This window comes from Salipiger sp. ABF4_146 (genome assembly GCF_056161345.1).
Window position 1 is genome coordinate 39,724 of the sequence record NZ_JBSWYX010000003.1, and the last position, 21,637, is coordinate 61,360.

21 protein-coding genes and 2 pseudogenes are annotated in these 21,637 nt (G+C 64.8%); 9 read left to right on the plus strand and 14 right to left on the minus strand.

Going from position 1 to position 21,637, the window contains the following annotated elements; translation table 11 throughout:
* Positions 1-19: 19 nt before the first annotated feature.
* On the plus strand, positions 20-1,789 hold the full coding sequence (locus tag ACXAJT_RS05550; RefSeq protein WP_475233670.1) for a PHA/PHB synthase family protein: 1,770 nt from the start codon (positions 20-22) through the stop codon (positions 1,787-1,789).
* A 132-nt stretch (positions 1,790-1,921) separates the two neighbouring features.
* Here the strand turns inward: ACXAJT_RS05550 and ACXAJT_RS05555 are convergent, their stop codons facing one another.
* The 7 genes from ACXAJT_RS05555 to ACXAJT_RS05585 form a co-directional block, all read right to left on the minus strand.
* On the minus strand, positions 1,922-2,632 hold the full coding sequence (locus ACXAJT_RS05555) for a phasin family protein (protein ID WP_475233671.1): 711 nt from the start codon (positions 2,630-2,632) through the stop codon (positions 1,922-1,924).
* Between the two features lie 94 nt (positions 2,633-2,726).
* Positions 2,727-4,091, minus strand: coding sequence for an aminotransferase class III-fold pyridoxal phosphate-dependent enzyme (locus ACXAJT_RS05560; RefSeq protein WP_475233673.1), 1,365 nt, complete (start codon positions 4,089-4,091; stop codon positions 2,727-2,729).
* A gap of 3 nt (positions 4,092-4,094) precedes the next feature.
* On the minus strand, positions 4,095-4,856 hold the full coding sequence (locus ACXAJT_RS05565; RefSeq protein WP_475233675.1) for a carbon-nitrogen hydrolase family protein: 762 nt from the start codon (positions 4,854-4,856) through the stop codon (positions 4,095-4,097).
* 2 nt (positions 4,857-4,858) lie between these two features.
* On the minus strand, positions 4,859-5,884 hold the full coding sequence (locus tag ACXAJT_RS05570) for an extracellular solute-binding protein (RefSeq protein ID WP_475233676.1): 1,026 nt from the start codon (positions 5,882-5,884) through the stop codon (positions 4,859-4,861).
* Positions 5,885-5,927: 43 nt separating this feature from the next.
* On the minus strand, positions 5,928-6,737 hold the full coding sequence (locus ACXAJT_RS05575) for an ABC transporter permease (protein WP_475233678.1): 810 nt from the start codon (positions 6,735-6,737) through the stop codon (positions 5,928-5,930).
* Positions 6,738-6,924: 187 nt separating this feature from the next.
* On the minus strand, positions 6,925-7,842 hold the full coding sequence (locus ACXAJT_RS05580) for an ABC transporter permease (protein WP_475233680.1): 918 nt from the start codon (positions 7,840-7,842) through the stop codon (positions 6,925-6,927).
* Positions 7,842-8,939 carry an ABC transporter ATP-binding protein gene (locus ACXAJT_RS05585; RefSeq protein ID WP_475233682.1) on the minus strand — a complete coding sequence of 366 codons (1,098 nt, stop codon included), beginning with the start codon at positions 8,937-8,939 and terminating at the stop codon, positions 7,842-7,844. The genes ACXAJT_RS05580 and ACXAJT_RS05585 overlap by 1 nt, the downstream gene beginning before the upstream one ends.
* Positions 8,940-9,025: 86 nt before the next feature.
* Between ACXAJT_RS05585 and ACXAJT_RS05590 the strand changes: the two genes are divergently transcribed.
* Positions 9,026-9,817 (plus strand): helix-turn-helix transcriptional regulator, encoded by a 792-nt coding sequence (locus ACXAJT_RS05590; protein ID WP_475233684.1) that lies wholly within the window; start codon positions 9,026-9,028, stop codon positions 9,815-9,817.
* Here ACXAJT_RS05590 and ACXAJT_RS05595 read toward each other — a convergent pair.
* Positions 9,814-10,431: a glutathione S-transferase family protein gene (locus tag ACXAJT_RS05595; protein WP_475233685.1), complete on the minus strand. Its 618-nt coding sequence runs from the start codon at positions 10,429-10,431 to the stop codon at positions 9,814-9,816. The two genes, ACXAJT_RS05590 and ACXAJT_RS05595, sit on opposite strands and share 4 nt — an antisense overlap.
* On the opposite strand from ACXAJT_RS05595, the gene ACXAJT_RS05600 reads away from it, so the two are divergent.
* A complete protein-coding gene (locus ACXAJT_RS05600; RefSeq protein ID WP_475233687.1) occupies positions 10,430-10,567 on the plus strand; it encodes a hypothetical protein in 138 nt (45 codons plus the stop codon). The genes ACXAJT_RS05595 and ACXAJT_RS05600 overlap by 2 nt on opposite strands.
* A 167-nt stretch (positions 10,568-10,734) precedes the next feature.
* Here ACXAJT_RS05600 and ACXAJT_RS05605 read toward each other — a convergent pair whose 3' ends face one another.
* Both ACXAJT_RS05605 and ACXAJT_RS05610 read right to left on the minus strand, forming a co-directional pair.
* Positions 10,735-11,046, minus strand: coding sequence for a DUF1244 domain-containing protein (locus tag ACXAJT_RS05605; protein WP_475233689.1), 312 nt, complete (start codon positions 11,044-11,046; stop codon positions 10,735-10,737).
* A gap of 27 nt (positions 11,047-11,073) precedes the next feature.
* Positions 11,074-11,811 (minus strand): N-formylglutamate amidohydrolase, encoded by a 738-nt coding sequence (locus ACXAJT_RS05610; RefSeq protein WP_475233691.1) that lies wholly within the window; start codon positions 11,809-11,811, stop codon positions 11,074-11,076.
* Positions 11,812-12,026: 215 nt separating this feature from the next.
* On the opposite strand from ACXAJT_RS05610, the gene pyk reads away from it, so the two are divergent.
* The 6 genes from pyk (at position 12,027) to ACXAJT_RS05640 (ending at position 17,325) form a co-directional block, all read left to right on the plus strand.
* A complete protein-coding gene (gene pyk / locus ACXAJT_RS05615) occupies positions 12,027-13,472 on the plus strand; it encodes a pyruvate kinase (protein WP_475233693.1) in 1,446 nt (481 codons plus the stop codon).
* A 126-nt stretch (positions 13,473-13,598) separates the two neighbouring features.
* Positions 13,599-14,921, plus strand: a complete 1,323-nt coding sequence (locus ACXAJT_RS05620; RefSeq protein WP_475233696.1) for a methyl-accepting chemotaxis protein — start codon at positions 13,599-13,601, stop codon at positions 14,919-14,921.
* Positions 14,922-15,068: 147 nt separating this feature from the next.
* Complete coding sequence (rpmI, locus tag ACXAJT_RS05625; protein WP_475233698.1) at positions 15,069-15,269, plus strand: 50S ribosomal protein L35; 201 nt, start codon at positions 15,069-15,071, stop codon at positions 15,267-15,269.
* A gap of 17 nt (positions 15,270-15,286) precedes the next feature.
* Positions 15,287-15,652 carry a 50S ribosomal protein L20 gene (gene rplT, locus ACXAJT_RS05630; RefSeq protein WP_475233699.1) on the plus strand — a complete coding sequence of 122 codons (366 nt, stop codon included), beginning with the start codon at positions 15,287-15,289 and terminating at the stop codon, positions 15,650-15,652.
* A 226-nt stretch (positions 15,653-15,878) separates the two neighbouring features.
* Complete coding sequence (gene pheS / locus ACXAJT_RS05635; protein ID WP_475233701.1) at positions 15,879-16,949, plus strand: phenylalanine--tRNA ligase subunit alpha; 1,071 nt, start codon at positions 15,879-15,881, stop codon at positions 16,947-16,949.
* A 91-nt stretch (positions 16,950-17,040) separates the two neighbouring features.
* Entirely contained in the window at positions 17,041-17,325 is a 285-nt protein-coding gene (locus ACXAJT_RS05640) for a YrhK family protein (protein ID WP_475233703.1), read from the plus strand.
* Here ACXAJT_RS05640 and holA read toward each other — a convergent pair.
* The 4 genes and pseudogenes from holA to leuS form a co-directional block, all read right to left on the minus strand.
* Complete coding sequence (holA, locus tag ACXAJT_RS05645; RefSeq protein WP_475233705.1) at positions 17,322-18,350, minus strand: DNA polymerase III subunit delta; 1,029 nt, start codon at positions 18,348-18,350, stop codon at positions 17,322-17,324. The two genes, ACXAJT_RS05640 and holA, sit on opposite strands and share 4 nt — an antisense overlap.
* Positions 18,351-18,388: 38 nt before the next feature.
* Positions 18,389-18,886: an LPS assembly lipoprotein LptE gene (gene lptE, locus ACXAJT_RS05650; protein WP_475233707.1), complete on the minus strand. Its 498-nt coding sequence runs from the start codon at positions 18,884-18,886 to the stop codon at positions 18,389-18,391.
* Positions 18,873-19,583 (minus strand): annotated as a pseudogene (locus ACXAJT_RS05655) (class I tRNA ligase family protein); the annotation flags it as partial. The gene lptE and the pseudogene ACXAJT_RS05655, both read right to left, overlap by 14 nt.
* Positions 19,584-19,829: 246 nt before the next feature.
* Positions 19,830-21,599 (minus strand): annotated as a pseudogene (gene leuS, locus ACXAJT_RS05660) (leucine--tRNA ligase); the annotation flags it as partial.
* Positions 21,600-21,637: the final 38 nt, after the last annotated feature.

Sequence of the window (21,637 nt, forward strand, 5' to 3'; positions counted from 1 at the left end):
GCATGTCATCGGAGAAACCATGCAGCATATCGTTCCCCCCTCCCCCGCCAGACCCAGCCCCGCTCCCGCTGAATGCCCGGCAGATGCGCCAGCGCAAGACGCGCATGGCGGCATCGACCGCGCCTTTCACGCGGCGCTGGCCAATCTGACCGGCGGGCTGTCACCCATGGGGCTGGCCACAGCGTGGTTCGATTGGGCTGCGCATCTCTCCGGCTCTCCGGCAAAACAGGCGGCGCTGCAGGAAGAGGCAATTTCTGGCGCTGCGCGAGCGCTGCAGAACGCGGTGGGCTGCGCGCTCGGGACCGCACCGTTTGCCCATGCCGCGTTGAGCCAGGACCGGCGGTTTGCCGATCCCGCATGGCAGCACTGGCCTTTCGATCTCGGTGCCCGCTGCTTTCAGCTGACCGAGGCGTGGTGGGACTGCGCCACCAGCGGCGTGCAAGGGATGAACCCGCGCCACGCGCAGTTGGTCAATTTCGCCGCGCGGCAGTTGCTAGATGCGGTGGCACCGTCGAACTTTGCAGCGACCAACCCCGTCGTTCTGAAACGCACGCAGGAAGAACAGGGCGCCAACCTGATGCGCGGGCTGCACAATTACCTCGAGGACCTGTCGCAGCTGGCGCAGGGCGGCAAGCCCGACACCGGCGATTTCAAGGTGGGCGAAACGCTGGCGGCGACCCCGGGCGAGGTGGTACACCGCACCGCGCTGATGGAGCTTATCCGCTACACGCCGGCCACCGAGAAACTGCAGGCCGAGCCGCTGCTCATCGTGCCCGCGTGGATCATGAAATACTACATTCTTGATCTGTCGGAGCACAATTCCATGGTACGCCACCTGACCGATCAGGGCTTTGAGGTCTACATGATCTCTTGGCTCAACCCCGGCGAGCCGGAGGCGGAGATGGGATTGGAGGATTACGTGCGGCTCGGCATTTATGAGGCGCTCGACGCCATCGGCCGGGCTGTCCCCGGAGAGCGGGTGCATGCGGCGGGCTATTGCCTTGGCGGAACGCTTTTGTCGATTGCCGCGGCGGCGTTGGCCCGCGATGGACGGCAGGATCGGCTTGCCTCGCTGACCTTGCTCGCAGCGCAGGTGGATTTCACCGAGGCCGGAGAGATCACCCTGTTCATCGACGACAGCCAAGTGGCCTTTCTCGAGGATACGATGGCGCAGCAGGGCTATCTGCGTTCGGACCAGATGGCCGGGGCGTTTCAGATGCTGCGGTCGGTCGATCTGATCTGGTCGCGCACCATCCACGACTACTTGCTGGGCGAACGCAGCCCGATGATCGACCTCATCGCATGGAACGCCGACACGACGCGGATGCCCGCGAAGATGCATTCGGAATACCTGCGGCAGCTGTTCCTCGAGAACCGGCTGGCGCTTGGGCAATTCGAAATCGGTGGCGACCCGGTGGCGCTGGAGGACGTCCACCTGCCGGTGTTCGCCATAGGGACCGAGAAGGACCACATCGCGCCATGGCCCTCGGTGTGGAAGGTCAGCCGCTTCTTCAACGGGCCGGTGACCTTCGCGTTGACCAGCGGCGGGCACAATGCGGGCATCGTGTCCGAGCCCGGGCACAAGAACCGCCATTACCGCATCGGAGAGGTCGCGCTTCACGCCGCCGACCGTGAAGACTGGGTCGCGTCACATCCGCAGCAAGACGGGTCCTGGTGGCCGGAATGGACGTCTTGGTTGCGGCAGCGCGGCAATGGCCGGGAACGCGCCGCTGGAGCCTGCCCGCTGCCGCCGCTTGGGGCTGCGCCGGGGCGTTACGTCTTCGGCTGATCACGCTCGTTGAGCGCCAGACTGCCGAGCCACAGGGGCACAATGCGGGGGGGCACAAGGCGGGGTTGGCCAGGGCTAGATCGCCCCGGCCTGCGCTTTAACAGGTCGCCTCAGCCAAGGCAGAGCTTTGGCTTAGCCGGGAAAGAACGGCAGCTTGCCCCCAAGCTCTGCCAGACGGCCCCAATGCGCGCGATAATCCTCGCTGGCCTTCTGGAAGAAAGCGCTCTGGATGTGCATCAGTTCGGCCGGGGTCTTGCAGTGCAACATGGCGTGCTGGGTTGCCACATCCTCGCGCACCCGCTCGGCGGTGAAGCTCTGCATCTCGGCGCCGATGTCGAGCATCGTGTCGACGATGTCGGTGGCAGCGTAGGGCTCGAGATTCCAGCTGAGGCGAAACTCGCGCTCGGCCGGAGCCGCCTTTGCGGCGACCGTCTTCGCGGCGGCCGGTTTTGCCACGGGTTTCGGCGTCGAGGCGTGCACCACCGCGGGCTTCTTGGCCGGCGGCTTCGCAGCTGCAGCAGGCGCCGCCGTCTTCGCCTCGGCGGGCTTGGCCGATTCGGCCGGCTTCGCAGCACTGCGGCGCGGCGCGGCGCGCGGTTTCGGCGCGGGTTTGGCCGGGGCCTCCTTCGGCGCGGCAGCTGCCGCTGGCTCTGCCGTCGGCGTCTCGGGCACCGCGGCGCTTTCCACCTTCGGCGTCTCAGGTGTTTCTTTTGTAACGGAAGTTGTCGTCTTCGTGTCGCTCGCAGCGGCGGCCTTCACCGGGCTGCGGCGGCGGGTCGTGCTGCCCCGCGACGTGGTCGACTTGGCACGCGTGCTGGTCTTGCGGGGGGTCGAATTATCCATGTCTGGGCTCCTTCCAAGCAGGATAGTACAGGCCCACCTTTACCACAGGTGAGGCCCGAGCGGGACGCTGCGTGTCCCGCTACGGGCCAATTTGTCACAGGCTGCTCTGCAATGCAGCAATGCTCTCGCGCAGGATGTCGGCAACCCGGTCGATCATCGCCTCGTCCATGATCAGCGTCGGCGAGAGGATCAGGATGTTGCCCAGCGGCCGCGCGATCAGCCCGCGCTTCTGAGCTTCGCGCGCGGTGCGCAGGCCAATCATCTCTTCGGGCGCGAAGGGTTCCTTGGTGTCTTTGTTCTTCACGAACTCGATGCCCATCATGAAGTGGCTGCCGCGCACCTCGCCGACGATATCGAACGTCTCAAGCTCTCGCAGCAGCGCTTCGAAACGCTTGCCGGTCACCTGCACGCGCTGCGGGATCTGCTCGTGCTCCATCAGCGCGATATTGGCAAGACCGGCCGCCGCCGCTGCGGGGTGACCGGAGTAGGTCATGCCGTGGAAGAACATCCCGCCGGGCCCCGAGATCACCTCGTGGATCTCATCCGACATGATCGTCGCGGAAAGCGGCTGGTAGCCCGAGGTCAGCCCCTTGGCCGTGTTGATGATATCGGGCTCGACGCCGAAGACGTCCTTGGAGGCGAAGAAATGTCCGAGGCGGCCAAAGGCGGTGACCACCTCGTCGGTGACATATTTGATGTCATGCGCGCGGCAGATCGCGGCCATCTCGGCGTGATAGCCCTCGGGCGGCACGATGACCCCGCCAGCGCCCATGATTGGCTCGGCGACCATGCAGGCGATGGTCTCGGCTCCGTAATACGTGATGGTGTCCAGCAGGTCCTGTTTCAGCGCGTCGAGGAACTCCGCCTCGGTCATCTCGGGCGCCTCGCGCCAGTGGTGCGGACAGCGCAGGTGGTGGACCCATTCGTCCGATTTGTCCCAGCCGTCCGAATAGCTCGGCGTGGTCATCGCCACGGCGAGGTTGGTCGAGCCGTGGTAAGCGCCGTGGCGCGACAGGATGCGCTTCTTCTTGGGCTGACCAAGACGGTTGTAATAGTGGTGCAGGATGCGGATCGCGGTTTCATTGGCGACCGAGCCGGAATTGCCGAAGTGCACCTTGTTGAGATTGCCGGGCGCAAGCTCCGCCAGCTTCACCGCCAGCGCCGCGGCGGTGGGGTGGGTGAAGTTGTAGAAGGTCGAGTAGAAATCCAGCGTGTTGAGCTGCTCGGTGATCGCGTCGATGATCTCGGGCCGGCGATGCCCGGCGTTGACGCACCACAGCCCGCCGATGCCATCGATCAGCTCGTTGCCCTCGCTGTCGCGCACCATCGCGCCCTCGGCGCTGACGATGACCGTGCGCGCGCCCGATTGCTTGAGCGCGTTGAGATCGGCCCAGCTTTGCACGAGGTTGGTGTCGGCGGTGAGCACGCCATCGGTGGAAATGTCGAGATCGAGCGACATGGGTTAGACCTCCCTAAAGTCCTGAAGTTGGGTAGAGCGCAGGTCGGGCGCGATGGGCACCCCGACCTCGGCAATCAGCAGCGTCTCGCCGGTGCCCGCGCTGGCGAGGGGCCGCGCGTCCGGTCCGGCGATCAGGGACTCTCCGCCGTAGGAGAGTCCGGCTTCGGTATCGCAGAAATTGGCATAAGCAATCGTCACGCCCATCTCGGCCGCGCGGGCAGGCACGAAGGCGCGCGACACATGTTCAAAGCCCGCCGGGTTCGCCGTGGGCACGAGGATCAACTCGGCGCCGCGTTCCGCCAGCGCCTTCACATGCGGGGCGAACTCGACGTCGTAACAGATCAGCATGGCCACCCGCAGGCCGTCCAGGTCGAACAGGGAGTACTCGGAGCCGGGCACAAAGCTGGCCTTCTCCATCGGGCCGAACAGCTGGATTTTCCGGTAGTGGCCCAGCTCGGTGCCGCTGGCGTCCCAGCAGGTGGCAGCGTTGTAGACCGCTTCGCCCTCGCGTTCGGCCCAGCCGACGCACAGGCCGCAGCCGCTCTCGCGCGCAAGCGCCGACAGCCGGTGCGCCCAGTCGCCATCGCGCGGCTGCGCCAGCGCGCCATGCAGATCAGGCTGGTTGTAGCCGGGCAGGAACAGTTCCGGCGCAACGAGCATGCGCGCTCCAGCCGCAGCAGCGGCGGCCAATTGGGTGCCGAGGCGGGACAGTCCCGCCTCGATGTCGCCGCCGATCGGCGGCCCCTGATAAAGGGCTAGTTTCATCTTCACTTCTTCAGGTTGGTCCAGATTGCATCGTACATTTCCTGCACCTCTTGGGCGCAGGCCTCGACGAAGACACCCTTCACGTCCGCCGGCGGGTTCGACTCCGGCGAATTGGCAACCTCCGGTTCAAGGAACTCTTCGACACCCTTCACGCCCGCGGTGTACTGCGCGTAATTGGTTACGGCGGCGGCGTTCTCGGGCTCGAGCAGGAAATCCATGAACTTCAGCGCGTTCTCGCGGTTCGGCGCGTCCTTGAGCAGCACCACGTTGTCCATCCAGACGATCATGCCTTCATCGGGGAAGACGTATTCAATCGGCGCGCCCTCGGCGCGGGCCTTGGCCGAGAAACCGGACCAGATCATGCCGGCTGCAGCATCGCCCGACACCAGCACGTCCTTGGCCACATCCGAGCCAAAGCTCGCCCAATCGGGCTTGCCCGCCTGCACGAGTGCATTCAGCTCCTTCAGTTGCTCGCGGTCCGAGGTGCACTGCGGGATGCCCAGATACAGCGACGCCAGCGTCAGCGTCTCGCCCGAGGTGTCGAGCACGTTGATCTTGCCCTTCAACTCCGCCGGAGGCTCGAAGATCAGCGACAGGCTGTCGAGCGGGCCGTCATAGACCTCCTTGTTCACCGAAAACGAGGTCGAGCCCCATTGGTAGGGGATCGACGACTGCCGGCCCGGGTCAAACTCCACGTTCAGCCACTTGTCCTCGATATTGTCGAAGTTGCTGAGTTCCTCCGGCTCAAAGGTGTCGAGCATGCCCTCGTCGCCCATGATCTTGACCATGTAATCGCCCGGCACGGCCAGATCGTAGCTGCCCATCTTGCCCGCCTTCAGAGAAGCCAGCAGCGCCTCATTGCTGTCGAAGGTGTCCATGGTCACCTCGACGTCGTACTCCTCGGAAAACTTGTCGAGCAATTCCTGAGGGATGTACTCGAACCAGTGGTAGAGCGAGAGGCTGCCCTCGGCGCTTGCGGCACTCGCCAGCGTAAGCGCCAGCGCGGACGTGGTGAGGAAGGTCTTCATGTCAAAGTCTCCGCTGTTGGTCTGTTGGAAGGTGTCTTGTTTTTTATCGTTTGGATTGCCCCGCCCGCCCGATGATCCAGGAGAGCGTGACGAAGACCACCGAGACCCCCAGAAGCAGGGTCGATATGGCCATGATGTTGGGCTTGATGCCCTGTTTGACCGATCCAAAGATCGCCGTGGGCAGGGTCTCGACCCCGGCACCCTTGACGAAATTGGTGATCAAAAAGTCGTCGAGCGAGATGATGAACGCCAGCAGGAACCCCGACAGGATCCCCGGCACCATCAGCGGCAGCAGCACCAGCCGAAACGCCTCCCACGGGGTGGCGTAGAGGTCCATCGCTGCCTGCTCGTACATGTCCGGCACGCTCTGCATCCGCGCCGAGATCGGCAGGTAGGCAAAGGGGATGCAGAACACCACATGCGCGATGAAGATGGTCAGCAGCCCGGTCTTGAAGCCGATGGTGATGAAGAACACCAGCGAGGCCACGGCGGTGACGATCTCCGGCACCATGAGCGGCAGGTTGATCAGCGCGAGGCTGGCGGTCTTGCCCCTGAAGCGCCCGGCCCGGTTCATCGCCACGGCGGCGGCGGTGGCGATCAGCGTTGCGCAGATCGCGGCGCCGATGGCGATGGTGAAGCTGTTGATCGCCGCGTCGCGGAACTTCGGCGCCTCGGGGCCGGTGAAGACATCCACGTACCACTTCAGCGAGAAGCCGCCCCATCGGGTGATCGAGGTGCTGTCGTTGAAGCTGTAGATCGCCACGATCACCAGCGGCGCATAGAGCACGAAAAGGCACAGCCATGTGATCGCGCGAAAGCCGGTGAAGCGGCGCAGGTCGACGGGTTTGGCCATCAGAACGCCCCCCCGAGTTGCGGGCGGAGGGCCGCGCCCGGCCCGTTCCGGCGGGCTGGCGCTTTGTCATCCGCGCGCGATACTCCGACGACGCAGAATTTGGCCTCCATAAAGCACCCTTGCCCAAGGCCGCAGCGCCATCCCACGGGCCGACGCTCGCCCGGCTTGCGTTGCACCAGAGCCACCATCACCGCGCCCCCTTCGTCTGCGCCCGCGCGTGCACCAGCAGCACGCCCATGACGATGGTCAGCAGGATCATCGAGGCCGCCGCCCCGAACGGCCAGTTCCCAGCCGCGCCCTTGAACTGCTCTTCGATCAGCGAGCCGATCATGAAGGTCTTGGCACCGCCCAGAAGGTCGGGCGCCAGAAACGCCCCCAGCGATGGCACGAAGACGAGGATGCAGCCCGCCACGATCCCCGGCTTCACCACCGGCAGGATCACCAGCCGCAGCGTCTGCCAACTGCTGGCGTAAAGGTCCGCCGCCGCCTCCGACAGCGAGAAGTCATAGCGCTCGACAGCCGCGTAGATCGGCAGCACCATGAACGGCAGGTAGCTGTAAAAAAGCCCCAGCTGCACCGCGAAATTGGTGTTCACCAGCGCCAGCGGCGTGTCGATCACCCCAAGCGCCAGCAGGAACTCGTTCAGCGGCCCGGTGTCGCGGATCAGGAACTTCATCGACACCGTGCGGATGAGCAGGTTCACCCAATAGGGCACGGTGATCAGGAACAGCCAGACAGACCGCTCCCGCGCCGCGCGGGTGGCGATGAACCACGCCGTGGGAAAGCCGATCAGCAGGCACAGCAGCGTGGCCAGACCGGCCTGCCAGATCGAGCGCCAGAAGATGCCGATATAGGTCCATTCGATACTTGGCGGCTCGTCCCCGAACAGCCCGCGATTGAGGAAGAACTGGTCGTAGGCGGCCCAAGTGAACTCCCAGATGACGCCGCCGCGAAATTCCTTCGTAAGAAAGGAATAGACCGCCATGATCGCCACCGGCATCACCAGAAAGATGCCAATGAACACCCACGCCGGCAGCAGAAGCTTCGGCCCGTTGCCCTTGTAGATCTCGGAATTGGAAGCGCCCGCCGGCGCGCCGCCCGCCATCAGTCCGACAGCAGACGCGCTGCGTCTGCCTCGATCTCGATACCGACCTGCGCGCCGCGCTCGGGGATGGCTCCCTCGCCGTTCTGCACCCGTAGCACCAGCGCTTCGCCATCCGACAGGCGGGTGTGCAACTGCGTGTCGGTGCCCAGATAGACATGATCCTCGACTCTGCCCTGCAATTGCCCCTGCCCCGCAGCGCAAAGCCCCAGCCGTTCGGGCCGCAGTGACAGATGCCCCTGTCCCGCCCGAGCGCCCAACGCCGCCGGGCAGGTCAGCGTGGCGCCTCCGGGCAGGACAATCTCGGCCCGGTCATCAAAGACGTGCTGCACACTCACATCCAGCAGGTTGGTCTCGCCGATGAAATCCGCCACGAAACGGTTCATTGGGGCCTCGTAGATCTCACGCGGGGTGCCGATCTGCTGCACATGGCCCGCCGACATCACCGCGATGCGGTCGGACATGGTCAGCGCCTCTTCCTGATCGTGGGTGACGAAGACAAAGGCGATGCCGGTCTCGCGCTGGATCGCCTTCAGCTCGGTGCGCACCGCCTGACGCAGCTTGAGATCGAGCGCGGACAGCGGCTCGTCAAGCAGCAGCACCTTGGGCCGTGGCGCCAGCGCGCGGGCCAGTGCCACGCGCTGCTGCTGGCCGCCCGACAACTGCCCCGGGCGGCGGTCGGCGAACTGTCCAAGCTGCACCAGTTCGAGCACCTGCTTGGCCCGCGCGCCCGCGTCCGATGCGCTCCAGCCGCGCCGCTGTAGGCCGAACATGACGTTCTGAAGGACCGTCATATGGGGAAACAGCGCGTATTGCTGAAAGACCGTGTTCACCTCGCGCTTGTGCGGCGGCAGCGGCGCGATGTCTTCACCCCGCAGACGGATGGCGCCCTCCGAGACGTCCTCGAACCCGGCGATGCAGCGCAGCAGCGTGGTCTTACCGCAGCCCGAGGGACCGAGCAGGGTAAAAAACTCGCCATCGCCGATCTGCATCGACACGCCATGCAGCGCGGTGAACGTGCCGTAGTGCTTCACCACATTGTCGATCTCGACCGCGTGTGCCGCTGGTTCTGCAGTTGGTGAAGTTGCGTCCACAGGCATCGAATCTCCTTGCCTATACCCCCGGTTTCTGGAGGATCACGCTATAAACCGGCACATCAGGGGGTATATACCCCCAAGGAGGTATGATGCTGCACCTGCCCAACTCAGCCGAGGACCATCTGGGTCGCACCATCGCGGCGCTTGGCGACGAGGATTTCGCGGCGGCATTTTACCAGTGGCTGTCGCGCAGCTTCGAGATCGATAACACCACGATGCTGGCCTATTTTCAGGCGCGAAGGCCGCAGGTTCTGTTCACCCAGTCGCGCGAAAAGCGGGTGCATGAGCGTCTGGAAGAAGATTATCTTTCAGGGGCTTACCTTCTAGACCCCTTTCATGATCTGCATGTGCGGAAAGTCCCCGCCGGGCTCTACCGGCTGCGCGACATCGCCCCCGACGCCTTCTTGCGGAACGAGTATTTCGCCGCCTACTACCAGCGCACCACCTTGATCGACGAGATCGCCTATGTGGCCTACCCAGCCGAAGGGGTCTCGGTGCATGTCTGTCTCGGGCGCGACGCCTCTTCGGGGCGCAGCTTTTCCGCCCGCGACCTCGATTATGCACAAAAAATCGCCCCGATTGCTTGCGGATTGTGCAACAAGCAATGGTCGAACCTCTCTTCGTCGGGTGACTACACCGACGCGGCGGTGACCGAGCGTTTGATCACCGCGTTGCACGCCCGGCACGACATCCCCCTCAGCCCACGACAGGCAGAGGTGGCGCTGCTGATCCTGCGGGGACACAGCACCGTGTCGATCGCACTGCGGCTGGAGATCAGCCCGCAGACGGTGAAGGTGTTCCGCAAGCAACTCTACCGCAAATGCGGCATCTCCTCGCAGGGAGAACTGTTCTCGCTGATCCTGCCGCTACTGTCGGACTAAATGCGGGGAAAGAAGGCCTCGGCGGAGGCCATGCCGGGCAACGCCTGCATCCGCGTGCGCCACGCGGCCATCGCCTGCGACGGCGCAACCCCGGCCTTGTGAAGCCACTGCACGTAGCCCCAGACCGCGCAATCACTGATCCCCGGGGCCGCGCCATGGAAGAACGCGTCCGCGCCGAGGAGCCGATCGAAGGTCTCTCGGTCGGTCTCGTAGCGCCCGGTGAGCCACGCCACCGCGCCGTCGGGAAAGCTGTCCCCGCGGGGACGCCGCGCTTCGATCAACTGCGGCAGGCACATGCCGATGCGGTTCGCCTCCCACATCAGCAGTTCCGCGCCGCGGCGCAGGCCCTCCACGCTCTCACCGCCCAGAACCCGCCATCGCGTGGCGATCTCCAGCAGGATCGCGCCCGATTGCGTCAGCGCAACGCCATCCAGCACCAGCGCGGGCACCTGCGCCAAGGGGCTGGCCGCGAGGAAGGCGGCAGGGCGGGTCTCCGGCGCAGCCCAGATATCTACGAAGACGGCCTCATGGTCGATCCCGGCCAAGGCGAGCGCCAGCGCCACCTTGCAGGCGTGACCGCTGTCGGGGTGTCCGTAGAGGGTTATGTCGGTCATGTCCGCTCCTTGCGCTGCTTTGGTCAGATCACCTGCGGCGCGGGCTTCGGTCAAACGCGCATTCGTGCCCACCCCGATCACCAAGCGTGATGACCCCCGCTCGATCAACGGTTTCGAGGCGCTGGAGACCGACTGATCGGCCCCTTGCGTGCTGTTTGCGGGCTGGTTTGCAACGGTTTGTTAAGGCACGCTGCGGCGGCGCGCTGAACCGGACAGCGCAGGACAGGACAAGACAGGGAGGGACCGGGGGTTTCACACCCCCGGACCCCCGTGGGATATTTTCGTCTAGACGAAGCGCAGAGGTCAGGACTTGTTGGTGACGTTCTCTGCGAAGGCCTTCTCGAAGGCGGCTTTCTGCTCTGGTGTCGCGGCTTCCTGCTGGGCGCGCCACTCGTCGTAGGGCATGCCGTAGAAGACCTCGCGGGCCTCGGCCTTGCTCATGTCGATGCCGCGTGCGTTGGCGGCTTCCCCGTACCAGCGCGACAGGCAGTTGCGACAGAAACCGGCGAGGTTCATCAGGTCGATGTTCTGAACGTCGGGGCGGTCTTCCATCAGGTGCTGGCGCAGTCGGCGGAAGGCAGCGGCCTCGAGCTCGATGCGGGTCTGGTCGTCCATTTTGATCTCCTCTCGTGTCAGTTCGTGTCAGCCGGGCGCGCGGGACAGCGCGGTCTTCAGCAGCGGGGCCAGCCGGGCGGCCCAGTCGGCCTGATCCTCTGCCCCTTCGATCAGATCGTTGCGCAGTTCGATCAGCGCGTTGTGGCGACCGTGGTTCAACGCGTGCTGGTGCACCGAATCCCCCGGCAGATGCCCCGGATAGGGCTGGTTGCGTCCCACCACCAGATCGGGCTGCTGCGCGAGCAATTCAAGCAGCGCGTCGGAAAGCCGTGCATCCCACGCGTGCAGAATCCCCACATGCCACGGCCGCGGCAGGCGCCCGCGCAATTGCGGCGTGAAAGAATGCACCGACACCAGCGCCGCCTCGGGGCGGCTCTGCAGCAGCCGCTCCACAGCATCGTGATAGGGCCGCCAATAGGCGGCGATGCGGCGGGCGCGCTCTTTCTCGCCGGCGTGGCGATTACCGGGGATGACAGAGCCGTCGTAGAGGCGCATCAGCAGTGTGGGATCGTCTTCGCCGCGGTTGGGATCGATCACCAGACGCGAAAAATCCGACCAGACCAAAGGGCTGTCGAGCGCGGCGGCGAGGGCGCGCGCGGTGCCAAGCGCGCCTATATCATAGGCAATGTGGCGGGCCATGTCGGCCTCGGACAAGCCGAGGGTTCCCCCAAGCTCATCTGGCACTGTATTTGTCGCATGATCGCAGGTCACCACGAACCTGCCTTTCCGCTCGGCACCTTCGATGTGATAGGAGGTATGAGTCATGATCGCTTTGCACTTTGCCGTCATCTATGGCGTGCCATGTCTAGATCAGTTGCGCCACGAAGGGAATTCGACAATAAAAGGCACAGCTGTTAGCGATAACCGAAACGTGGCGGGTGGTGGATAGTTTAACTTTGAACCACTACGCTGAGTAAGAATACGCTGCTCCACAGCAAGGCGGTCCGATGCGGCCGCGGCAGGAGGTCGAGGAGTTCCAGATGAGACGTTTGCGCAAAGTGAAGATCGTGGCCACGCTTGGCCCGGCGAGCAACACCTACGAGATGATCCGTACGCTGCATGAGGCGGGGGCGGATGTGTTTCGCCTGAACATGAGCCACGGCAGCCACGAGGACATCACCAAGCTGCACCGCGCGATCCGGCAGGTGGAGAAGGATCTCGACAGTCCGATCGCCATCCTTGCAGACCTGCAGGGGCCGAAGCTGCGCGTCGGCGAGTTTGCCAACGGCTCGGAAGAGATCGAATGGGGCGCCACCTTCCGGTTCGATCTCGATGAGGCGCCGGGCACCGAAAAGCGCGTCTGCCTGCCCCATCCCGAGATCTTTCAGGCGCTTGGCGTCGGCGCGCACCTGCTGGTCAACGACGGCAAGATCCGCATGCGGGTCGAGGAATGCGGCCCGGATTTCGCCAATTGCGTGGTGGAAGCGGGCGGCACGATCTCCAACCGCAAGGGGGTGAACGTGCCCGACGTTGTGCTGCCGCTGGCGGCGCTGTCGGAAAAGGACCGGGGCGATCTGGAGTTTGCCGCGGCGCTTGGCGTCGACTGGCTGGCGCTGAGCTTCGTGCAGCGCGCCGAGGACGTGGAAGAGGCGCGCAAGCTGTGTGACGGCCGCGCCGCGATCCTGTCGAAAATCGAGAAGCCCGCCGCGACCAAGGCCTTTGACGAGATCCTCGCGGTCTCTGACGGCATCATGGTGGCGCGCGGCGATCTGGGCGTCGAACTGCCTGTGCAGGCTGTGCCGCCGATCCAGAAGCGGCTGATCCGCAAGTGCCGCGCCGCCGGCAAGCCGGTGATCGTGGCCACCCAGATGCTCGAATCGATGATCGAAAGCCCGATGCCGACCCGTGCCGAGGTTTCGGACGTGGCGACGGCGATCTACGAGGGCGCCGACGCGGTGATGCTCTCGGCCGAATCCGCCGCCGGGCAGTACCCGGTGGAAGCGGTGACCACGATGAACAACGTGGCGATCAGCGTCGAGAAGGACCCGACCTTCACCGAGGTCATGGAAAACTCGCGCAGCATTCAGCGCAATACTGTTGCCGACGGCATCGTCGCCGCAGCGCGCGAGATCGCCGAGACCGCAAACGTGAAAGCGATCTGCTGCTTCACCTCGTCGGGCACCACCGCCGCGCTGGTGGCACGCGAGCGCCCGCGGGTGCCGATCATCGCGATGACCTCGCTGCGCGGCACCGCCCGACGGCTGTCGCTGACATGGGGCACCAACTGCGTGATGACCGGCGAGCTTGAGCGCTTCAAGCAGGCGGTGGTGAACGCGGCGCGGGCGGCGCGGGCGCAGGGCTATGCCGGCACCGAGGACAATATCATCGTGACCGCCGGCGTGCCCTTCAACATGTCGGGCACCACCAACATTCTGCGCGTTGCGCCCTGCGATGAGCGGCTGATCTACTCCACCGACCCCGAGTGAGGTCGGCGTAGGCCCGCACGCCTCACATGATGCGCCCGCCGCGCCCTCCGGGGGCTGCGGCGGGCGCGGCTTAACTCCGGATTAGCCTTCGACACCTAAAGTGCCGAGAAGCGATCTGGAGGGCCCATGCATCCCGCGATTTCCCAAAGCTGGACGGACGAGCAGAGACATCAGGGCGCAGCACTGCATGGCGCGATTCTGCCCGGCTTCGAGCCGATGATCCGTCAGGTCTATGCCACGGCGCTCGGTATCGCGCCCGCTGACGTGCCCGCCGACACGGTGGAGGTTGAGCGACAGAAGTTCGGCTTCATCCTGCGCGGTGATTTTTCTGAGGCTTATGAGAAGGTGCAGGCCGGTATCGCCCGCAACCTCATCGAGGCGGGGCTCGACTATCCGGCCTATATGATCGGCTATGCGCATTATCAGGCGGGCATTCTCGGACTGGTTCTCGAGCGCGCCGCAACGTTGCCCATGGCTTTGCCAAGCGCCACGGCCTTGGTGCAGCTTGCCACCATGGGCGACGCAGCGGTCACGCTCGACCATTTTTTCGCCGCGCAGGAGGCGCGCGCCGCGCAGGAGCGGGAGGCGCTGCTTGAAAGGCTGTTCAGCGGCATCGGTGGCGACACAGGCGCGCTCGCGACGATGGCGGCGGAACTGCGCCAGACTTTCGACAGCCTGTCGGAGCGGACGATGAATCAGGCCGCCTCGCTGGAAGAGAACACCGCCTCGCTGACAGAGCTGACCGACACCGTCGCCGATACCGCGCAGAACGCGCGCTCGTCTGCGCGCTCTGCCGAACAGGCCGAACAACGCACGCGCGCCGCGCAGGACGAGGTCCGCCGCACCCGCAGCGCCATTGCCGAAGTGGATGAAAGCACCGGCAATATCCGCAACTTCATCAACGTAATCGATAAAATTGCGCTGCAGACCAAGCTGCTTGCCCTCAATGCCTCGGTCGAGGCGGCGCGCGCCGGTGAGTACGGGCGCGGGTTTGGCGTGGTCGCCACCGAGGTTCGCGCGCTCGCCGAGCAGACCACCGACGCCGCTGGCGAGGTGGCCGAGGCGATCACCGACATCGTGACCCGCGTACAGACCATTTCGCAGCGCTCGGACCGGATGGACAGTAGCCTTGATGAGTTGGTGGCCGTGATGGAGGCAATGGTTGCCGGATTCGCGCGGATCGAGCAGGCCACCGGCGAGCAGAGCGAGACCGTTGCGCAGGTTGGTGCCGTGCAGCAGCAGCTTGATGCCATCACCCAAGACAACGCCGCGGCGGTGAACCGCGCCGCCGATCATGTCCGTGCCTTTCAGTCGCGCGTCGCGGCGATCAACGACAGGATCTCCGACTTCCAGTCCGAAACCGGTGAAGGCATGGGAACGCCACAGGGCCGCTTGCCCGTCGACGCGAAGGATGGCAAGAGCGGCGGCGCAGGGCAAGCGGCCGCCTGACAGGTTTCAACGCTCCCTCCACTGAACCCATCTGCGATTCACGCTTGCATCGACGTCCCTTGCCGCCTATAGGGGCGCCTCTAACCGCGCGGCCGGCTCCAGCGGCATGCCGAGTCGCGCTGAACGCACTTCGTTAAGGAGACGAAAATGCCCAAGATGAAGACAAAGTCGAGCGCCAAGAAGCGCTTCAAGGTGACCGGCTCCGGCAAGGTCATGGCAGGTCAGGCCGGCAAGCGCCACGGCATGATCAAGCGCACCACCAAGTTCATCCGCGATGCACGCGGCACCACCACGCTGTCGGCTCCCGACGCGAAAATCGTCAAGGGCTATATGCCCTACGACCGCTGATAGAGGAGATCTGATCAATGGCACGAGTCAAAGGTGGTACCGTCACCCACGCCCGTCACAAGAAGGTCATCAAGGCGGCAAAAGGCTACTACGGCCGTCGCAAGAACACCTTCAAGGTTGCAGCACAGGCCGTCGACAAGGCGAACCAATACGCGACCCGCGACCGCAAGAACCGCAAGCGCAATTTCCGCGCGCTGTGGATCCAGCGTATCAACGCTGCAGTGCGCGCGCATGACGAGGCTCTGACCTACTCGAAGTTCATCAACGGCCTGAACCTGGCTGGCATCGAAGTCGACCGTAAAGTGCTGGCGGACCTCGCCGTGCACGAGCCGGAAGCCTTCAACGCCATCGTCGATCAGGCGAAAGGCGCGCTGGCCGCCTGAACCGGCGCCAACGGCTGAATTTCGAAACGCCGCTCCTTCGGGGGGCGGCGTTTTTCTTTGGTCGTCTTCAACGGAACCGGGCCTATGGGGGCTCTGCCCCCGCCGCCGAAGGCGGCTCCCCCGGGATATTTTCATCTAGACGAAGCAGGCAGGGTCCCTGCCCTTGCGCGCCGGACCTGCAGCCGGTACTGCACGATCCCGAAGAGATGCTCGGAAGAGGCCCGGAATGGACGACCTGCGCGACAAGTATATCGATCTGATTGGCAAGGCGGCGGATGAACCCGCGCTTGAGGATCTGCGGGTGCAGGCCGTCGGCAAGAAGGGCGAGATCAGCCTGAAGATGCGTGAGCTGGGTAAGATGAGCCCCGAAGAGCGTCAGGTCATGGGACCGAAGCTCAATGCGCTGAAGGACGAGATCAACGCCGCCCTTGGTGCCAAGAAGGCCGCGCTGGCGGATGCGGCGCTGAACGAGCGCCTGCAGGCCGAATGGCTGGATGTGACGCTGCCTGCGCGCGGCGGTCGCCGCGGCAGCATCCACCCGGTCAGCCAGGTCTGGGAAGAATGCACCGCGATCTTTGCCGACATGGGCTTTGCCGTCGCAGAAGGCCCGCAGATCGAGACCGACTGGTACAACTTCGACGCGCTGAACATTCCCGGCCACCACCCGGCCCGCGCCGAGATGGACACCTTCTACATGCACCGCGCCGAGGGCGACGAGCGTGACCCGCATGTGCTGCGCACGCACACTTCGCCGGTGCAGATCCGCTCGATGGAAGCGGGCGGCGCACCGACGCGGATCATCTGCCCGGGCCGCGTCTACCGCGCCGATTACGACCAGACCCACACGCCGATGTTTCATCAGGTCGAAGGCCTCGCCATCGACAAGGACATCTCCATGGCGAACCTCAAGTGGGTGCTGGAAGAGTTCTTCTCGGCCTACTTCGGTCGTTCGGTGAAGACCCGTTTCCGCGCCTCGCACTTCCCGTTCACCGAGCCCTCGGCCGAGGTGGACATCCAGTGCCAGTGGAAGGACGGATCGGTCACCGTCGGCGAGGGTGACGACTGGCTGGAAGTGCTCGGTTCGGGCATGGTGCACCCCAAGGTGCTGCAGGCCGGCGGCATTGACCCCAACGAGTGGCAGGGCTTTGCCTTCGGCATGGGCATCGACCGCATCGCCATGCTGAAATACGGCATTCCCGACCTGCGCGCCTTCTTCGATTCGGACCTGCGCTGGCTGCGCCATTACGGCTTTGCCTCGCTCGACGTGCCGACGCTGCATGGTGGCCTGTCGCGCTAAGCGCTGAGGCGCATGCGTATGAAGATCTCGAGGCCCGGTGCGAAAGCGCCGGGCCTTTTCCTTTTGCGCCTGTCGCGCCATCTTCTGCCGCATGAAACTCTTCAATCACGCCAACCGGCAGCGCAACGCCGACACGCGGCGCGTCTACGCCCTTTTCGAGATCGCCCATACGGCGGTGGATTTCGGCGCCGCGCTTTGTTTCACCATCGGCTCGGTGCTGTTTTTCTGGAAGCAGTATGAAACCGCCGCCATTTGGCTCTTCACCGTCGGCTCTGTGCTGTTCATGGTGAAACCCACGCTGCGTCTGGCGCGCGAGATCAAGCTCTGGCGGATGGGGCAGATCGAGAAGCTGGCCGAGCGCGACCAGAACGGCTAGCGCCGCGAGGCGAGCCAGGCGAGGCGCACGAAATTACGTTCGACCAGCGCCATGGCAGGCGCGCGGGCGCCGGCGGAGCGGATCGACAGGTCGGTCTCCATTAGCATCGACAGCGCGTCTTCCAGCCGGTCGGCATTCCAGCCCGACGCCTGCCGCAGCATACGGTCGCGGCGCGGGCCGAAGAGCGGCGGGCGCAGGCGCTGCACCCCGGCTTGCGGACCGCCCTGCGCCGAGGCCAGCGCATAAAGCACGCGGAAATGCCGCATCGCCATGATCAGCAGGGTGACAGGCGCGACCCCCTGCCCTTCCAGCCGCTGCATCAGCGGGCCAATCTCGGGCGAGCGGCCCTCGGCCACCACGTTGAGGATGTCATCAAGCTCTGCCTCGATCGAGGCGGGGGCGCAGGCGGCGACCTCCTCGGGGGTGAGCGGCGCGGGATCGTCGAGCTTGTAGAGCGCGAGCTTCTCCAGCACCTGCCGGAAATCGCCGGGCTCGAGCGCGCGGGCGAGATGGTCGAGCGCGTCGAAGGCGGCGCGGTCAACTTGCGTCAGACCAGCCTTTTGCAGCGCCGCCTCGATCTCGTCGCGCCCCGGCGGGTCGGAGTAGATGCCGATGGCCAGCGCCTCGGGGGCGGCTTCGAAGAGCTTGCGCAGCGCCGACTTTGCGTTGAGCTGGCCGGCGGTGACAATGATCTGCGCATCGCCGGGGCGCCAGTCGGTCAGCGCCGCGCCCATGGTCTTGGCAAGACCGTCGGTGGCCTCTTCGACGAAGACAACGCGCGGGCCCGGAAAGAAGCCTTGCGCCTTCACCGCGTCGAGCAGCATTGCGGGGTCCTTGCGCAGATCGGCGCCGGACATACGGGTGAGTCGCATCTCGGCCTCGGCTTCTGGACCGACGAGCGCGGCGATGACCTCCTGACGGCGGTGGGCGACGCGCATGGCGTCCTCGCCGTAGAGCAACACGCCGGACCGCGCCGGATCCGGTTTGCGAAAGAAGGCCTGTGCGTCGCGCCCGGTAAGTTTCATGCAGCGTGTTTCATGCGGTGAGCTTCAGTCCTTCGGCGTCATTGCGGCAGGTCGGCGGCGGTCAGCATCAAGCGGTCGATCACCCGGTCGGCGAGCATGACCATCAGCCGCGCGTTGGCATCGCGCTCCGACGCCTCGGTGGCGGCGGTCGAGCCGGTGGTGGAATAGCCGGTGAAGGACGAGGTGCTGCCTTCGGTCAGCGTTTCGGCGGTTGCCGTGTCGCGCAGCTGGAAACTGGCGGTGCCGACCACGCGGATGCGGGTGGTGTTGCCATCGGCAAGCCCGCCCTGCCCGGTGCTTTCGGTCTGGATCACCGTCTCGAGCCGGTACGGCGCCCCGCTTGGCGCGCGGCCCAGACGCTCTTCGATACGGCGGTTGAAGAGATAGGCGTTGGGGCTTTCGGGATCGCTCAGCGCGATCTGTCCAAGCAGCGCCTGCCCGCCGCCCTGCGGCCCATAGACCGGGGTAAAGCCGCAGCCTGCGAGCGCCAGGGCGCCGCAGGCTGCGAGAAAGGTTCGACGATTAGGCGACCACATTGATGATCCGGCCCGGCACTACGATGAGCTTCTTCGGCGCGGCCCCTTCGAGGGTCCGCACCACAGCTTCATGCGCCAAGGCGAGTTTTTCAATCTCTTCCTTGGCCATGTCCTTGGGAACGGTGAGTTCGCCGCGGCGCTTGCCGTTGACCTGAATCGGCATGGTCACGCTGTCTTCGACCAGCATCGCCTCGTCGGCCTTGGGCCACGGCGCGTTGGCAATGAGGCCTTCGCTGCCGAGCAGTTGCCAGATTTCCTCGGACAGGTGCGGGGTCATCGGCGACATCAGCTGCGCGAGGACCTTCGCCGCTTCTTTCTTGGCCGCGGATCCTGCCTTGGATTTTCCCAGCACGCCGGTGAAGGCGTAGAGCTTGGCGATGGCCGCGTTGAAGCCGAAGCTTTCGACGCCCATGGTCACGTCGTGGATCGCCTTGTGCATCTCGCGCAGCAGCGCCTTGTCCTCTGCACTCTCGGGCGCGTCCGACTCGGCGATCTCTGCGGCGATGCGGTAGACCCGTGCGAGGTGTTTGGACGCGGCCTCGGCCCCCGAAGCGGTCCATTCCACGTCACGCTCGGGCGGGCTGTCCGACAGCACGAACCAGCGCGCGGTATCGGCGCCGTACTGGCCGATGATCGCGACCGGGTCGACCACGTTGTTCTTGGACTTGGACATCTTGGCCGAGGGGATGATCTCGATTTCGCGACCGAAATCCCGCGCTTCATCTTGTGCTTCGCTCTCTGCAAGCCACAACTCAAGAAGCGCGCCGGTATCGTTTGCAGAGATACCTGCTGCTTCGGCGGACGTTTTCAGAACTGCTTTCTTCGCCCCATTCGGATCAGTGAACTCCACAACTTCCTCGGGATAAAGGAATTTGTCGCGTGTGGGATTCTGAGTTTTGAGCTCTTCAAGCCCGATGCCCGGGTGGTTTACCCCGATGCGGAGTTTATAGATCGCGTGGGTCACCATGCCTTGGGTGAAGAGCGCGTTGAACGGCTCTTTGCTCTTTTCCGGCAGGTGGCCGGTGATGTTCATCGCGCGGGCAAAGAAGCGCGAGTAGAGCAGGTGCAGGATCGCATGCTCGATGCCGCCGATATACTGATCGACGTTCATCCAGTACTCAGCCTCGGCCATGTCGATCGGCGTGTCGGCGCGCGGCGAGGTGAAGCGAGCGAAGTACCAGCTCGAATCGACGAACGTGTCCATCGTGTCGGTCTCGCGCCGTGCCGGCGCGCCGCAGGACGGGCAGGTGCACTCACGCCACGAGGGGTGACGGTCGAGCGGGTTGCCGGGCACCGAGAAGTCGATCGGCGTGCCATCCTCGTCGTAGGGCAGCGCGATCGGAAGGTTCTCCTTCTTCTCGGGCACCACGCCGCAGGCCTCGCAATGGACCACGGGAATCGGGCAGCCCCAGTAGCGCTGGCGCGACAGGCCCCAGTCGCGCAGGCGGTATTTGGTCACGCCTTCGCCGATGCCGTTCTTCTCGCAGAAGTCGACAGCGGCGTTGACGCCCTCTTCACCTGTTTGCACTTCGTCGCCCGCGACGAGACGGGTGTAGCGCACCTTCTCGGTCTTGGCGGGCACGAAGGGCTCTGCCTGAATGTCGATTTCGCCTTCGAGCGGCACGAAGGTTTCCACGATCGGCAGGCCGTACTTGCTGCAGAAGTCGTGGTCGCGCTGGTCGTGGCCGGGACAGCCGAAGATCGCGCCGGTGCCGTAATCCATCAGGATGAAGTTGGCGATGTAGACCGGCAGTTCCCAGCTTTCATCAAACGGGTGACGCACCTTGAGACCGGTGTCGAAGCCGCGCTTCTCGGCCTTCTCCAGATCTTCTTCCGAGGTGCCCATGCGGCGGCACTCGGCCACAAAAGCGGCAAGCTCGGGGTTGCCCTGCTCCAGCTCTTTCGCGAGCGGGTGGTCGGGCGAGATGCCGACGAAGGACGCGCCGTGCAGCGTGTCGGGGCGGGTGGTGTAGCACTCGATCTGCTCGAAGCCCTCGGGGGCAGCCAGCGTGTCGAAGGAGAACTGCAACCCGCGCGAGCGGCCGATCCAGTTCGCCTGCATCAGCTTCACCTTGGCGGGCCAGTCATCGAGCGTGTCGAGCGCATCCAGAAGCTCGCCCGAGAAGTCGGAGATCTTGAAGAACCACTGGGTGAGTTCCTTGCGCTCCACCAGCGCGCCCGAGCGCCAGCCGCGGCCGTTCTCGACCTGCTCGTTGGCAAGCACGGTCATGTCGACCGGGTCCCAGTTCACCACGGCGTTCTTGCGGTAGACGAGGCCCTTTTCCAGCATGTCGAGGAACAGCGCCTGCTGCTGGCCGTAGTATTCCGGATCGCAGGTGGCGAACATGCGCGACCAGTCGAGACCAAAGCCCAGCGGCTTCATCTGCTCGACCATCGTGTCGATGTTGGAATAGGTCCAATCCTTGGGGTGGCCGCCCGAGGCCATGGCGGCGTTCTCGGCGGGCATGCCGAAGGCGTCAAAGCCCATCGGGTGCAGCACGTTGAAGCCGTTCTGCTTTTTGTAGCGGGCGATCACGTCGCCCATCGTGTAGTTCCGCACGTGGCCGATGTGGATGCGGCCCGAAGGATAGGGGAACATCTCGAGCACGTAGTATTTCGGCGTGTCTGCCGAGCGGGTGGCCTTGAAGGTCAGGGCCTCTTCCCAGGCGGCCTGCCATTTCGGCTCGATCGTGGCGGGGTCGTAGCGCGACATAATCTCTTGTCCCTCAGAGCGGATGGGGTCGGTGCGGA

Excerpts from the sequence above, each read along its gene's own strand:
- ACXAJT_RS05575 (WP_475233678.1), bottom strand. The coding sequence starts at position 6,737 with ATGGCCAAACCCGTCGACCTGCGCCGCTTCACCGGCTTTCGCGCGATC.
- pheS (WP_475233701.1), top strand. The coding sequence starts at position 15,879 with ATGGACGACCTGCGCGACAAGTATATCGATCTGATTGGCAAGGCGGCG.
- ACXAJT_RS05565 (WP_475233675.1), bottom strand. The coding sequence starts at position 4,856 with ATGAAACTAGCCCTTTATCAGGGGCCGCCGATCGGCGGCGACATCGAG.
- pyk (WP_475233693.1), top strand. The coding sequence starts at position 12,027 with ATGAGACGTTTGCGCAAAGTGAAGATCGTGGCCACGCTTGGCCCGGCG.
- holA (WP_475233705.1), bottom strand. The coding sequence starts at position 18,350 with ATGAAACTTACCGGGCGCGACGCACAGGCCTTCTTTCGCAAACCGGAT.
- ACXAJT_RS05605 (WP_475233689.1), bottom strand. The coding sequence starts at position 11,046 with ATGGACGACCAGACCCGCATCGAGCTCGAGGCCGCTGCCTTCCGCCGA.
- rplT (WP_475233699.1), top strand. The coding sequence starts at position 15,287 with ATGGCACGAGTCAAAGGTGGTACCGTCACCCACGCCCGTCACAAGAAG.
- ACXAJT_RS05640 (WP_475233703.1), top strand. The coding sequence starts at position 17,041 with ATGAAACTCTTCAATCACGCCAACCGGCAGCGCAACGCCGACACGCGG.
- ACXAJT_RS05555 (WP_475233671.1), bottom strand. The coding sequence starts at position 2,632 with ATGGATAATTCGACCCCCCGCAAGACCAGCACGCGTGCCAAGTCGACC.
- ACXAJT_RS05620 (WP_475233696.1), top strand. The coding sequence starts at position 13,599 with ATGCATCCCGCGATTTCCCAAAGCTGGACGGACGAGCAGAGACATCAG.
- ACXAJT_RS05590 (WP_475233684.1), top strand. The coding sequence starts at position 9,026 with ATGCTGCACCTGCCCAACTCAGCCGAGGACCATCTGGGTCGCACCATC.
- ACXAJT_RS05570 (WP_475233676.1), bottom strand. The coding sequence starts at position 5,884 with ATGAAGACCTTCCTCACCACGTCCGCGCTGGCGCTTACGCTGGCGAGT.
- ACXAJT_RS05580 (WP_475233680.1), bottom strand. The coding sequence starts at position 7,842 with ATGGCGGGCGGCGCGCCGGCGGGCGCTTCCAATTCCGAGATCTACAAG.
- ACXAJT_RS05550 (WP_475233670.1), top strand. The coding sequence starts at position 20 with ATGCAGCATATCGTTCCCCCCTCCCCCGCCAGACCCAGCCCCGCTCCC.
- rpmI (WP_475233698.1), top strand. The coding sequence starts at position 15,069 with ATGCCCAAGATGAAGACAAAGTCGAGCGCCAAGAAGCGCTTCAAGGTG.
- ACXAJT_RS05600 (WP_475233687.1), top strand. The coding sequence starts at position 10,430 with ATGTCCGCTCCTTGCGCTGCTTTGGTCAGATCACCTGCGGCGCGGGCT.
- ACXAJT_RS05585 (WP_475233682.1), bottom strand. The coding sequence starts at position 8,939 with ATGCCTGTGGACGCAACTTCACCAACTGCAGAACCAGCGGCACACGCG.
- ACXAJT_RS05595 (WP_475233685.1), bottom strand. The coding sequence starts at position 10,431 with ATGACCGACATAACCCTCTACGGACACCCCGACAGCGGTCACGCCTGC.
- lptE (WP_475233707.1), bottom strand. The coding sequence starts at position 18,886 with ATGTGGTCGCCTAATCGTCGAACCTTTCTCGCAGCCTGCGGCGCCCTG.
- ACXAJT_RS05610 (WP_475233691.1), bottom strand. The coding sequence starts at position 11,811 with ATGACTCATACCTCCTATCACATCGAAGGTGCCGAGCGGAAAGGCAGG.
- ACXAJT_RS05560 (WP_475233673.1), bottom strand. The coding sequence starts at position 4,091 with ATGTCGCTCGATCTCGACATTTCCACCGATGGCGTGCTCACCGCCGAC.